This is a genomic window from Bartonella sp. AP58NXGY (assembly GCF_042195785.1).
GTDB lineage: Bacteria > Pseudomonadota > Alphaproteobacteria > Rhizobiales > Rhizobiaceae > Bartonella.
The window spans coordinates 1-1,471 of record NZ_JBHIOY010000066.1 but is presented as its reverse complement, the minus strand read 5'-3'; the positions used below and the strand labels follow the sequence as shown (position 1 = coordinate 1,471).

General features: G+C 37.1%; 2 protein-coding genes and 1 pseudogene. All 3 read right to left on the bottom strand.

All coding sequences use genetic code 11. From position 1 onward, the window contains the following. Positions 1-200 (bottom strand): hypothetical protein (locus ACFINC_RS09425; protein WP_375617042.1); only part of this gene is annotated, 200 nt, incomplete at its 3' end. A 198-nt stretch (positions 201-398) separates the two neighbouring features. Next, positions 399-1,127: pseudogene (locus ACFINC_RS09420) on the bottom strand (hypothetical protein); the annotation flags it as partial. After that, the coding region (locus ACFINC_RS09415) for a DUF1376 domain-containing protein (RefSeq protein WP_375617041.1) at positions 1,117-1,471 on the bottom strand (355 nt) is incomplete at its 5' end. The gene ACFINC_RS09415 and the pseudogene ACFINC_RS09420, both read right to left, overlap by 11 nt.

Here is a 1,471-nt window from a genome sequence, read left to right as displayed (position 1 = left end):
GGCTTTCCTCTCATAGAGATCCGAGGATACCAACTCCGGTCCACCCTCTTTGCAAGTTCTTTCAAATGAACTGATAGTCTTTGTATTTCTGCTGCATTCTGATCCGTAAGTATCGCCAGCATAGATTGCTGCTTTGAGGTCACTGAAGCTTTCTGCGAGGTTGCTGGAGAAGTTGTTTGCTGGTTGCTTATAGCGTTCATTCGCATAGCGTTTTTCCCTTTCTCATTTTTCTCGTTTCTTGGCTAGCAATCCATATTCTTGGTGTGTAATCCACTTGTACCATGCCTTTTGCCAATCACTTTTTTTAGCATTTCGATTTGGATTATTTTGCCAATGAAGTTTAAATCTTTCGAATTCTAATAACGCTTCATCATGCGTTAACCCTTGATCGATTGCGTATTGCAAATTAGGTTCGAAATCAGCAGGCAATCGACACTCTCGATTAGTTTTCGCTTGTTTTGCTTTTTTCGGAATGCTTTCTTGCTCGTGAAGGGGAGGTGGGTTTTCTGATGATGTTTCAATTTGTTCTGATTGGCTTTTGAGAGCATCATCTTCTGTTGGCTCTTCAACCAAATCGTTTGTTTCTAAATTTTCAGAACCAATTTCTTTTTTTGCTAAAACGATAATTTTAGTTTTTTTATTATATATGTTATTGTCTATGTTAATGGCATCATTAAGCATTGCATTAGCATTGCTTGTAGCATGCTTAGCATCCTTAAGCGTATCGTTAGCATCATGCTTAGCATTTTGATCATCGCTAATTGTTTTTTTTTATGATGTTTTGCCCATTTTGCTTGCGCTGCCTTCTGTGCTCTCTCTGAAAATTTATTTATATTTTCATTTGAGTTATTGAGTTCTTCCTCAACATCTGAACTCCACAAACGACCATCTTCTAAAGAAATGATGTGCCCAGATCTAAATAAATAATGTAACGCCTTTTCAAATCTTTTTACTGTACAACAAGTAAAATGAGACAATACTCGTGAATCATTCAAAAGAGGTTCACGCGTGTGTAACATTCTTATTCGCAACTTCACATAAACATTGACTTCCATAGGTGGTAAATCAGAGAGTTTAAATAGCCACTGGTCTGTATTAAGTCTCGTCCAAGCCAATTTAGTTGACATATTTTACCTCCTTTTCTTCATTATTATTAAAGGTAAAATTATCTAACTCTTCACTGAGGTTATTGAGTTCTTCTTCAACACGCGTATTCCACAACCCATCATCTGTTTCAATAAGTTTATCATTCCTTATGAGATATTCGACAATCGTTGCAAATTTTTTCTGCGAACAATTGCAAGCGCGTGCAAGCGTTTGAAAGTCTGTTTTAATTGGTGCTTTTTTATCATACATGCGAACGAGAAGCGTCATATAAGCCCCCCTTTGCTCCAATGTCATTCCATCTGTACCACTTATCCAGTCATATAAATGGAATCTTATCCATGGCATACCATTAGACATGTGTGCC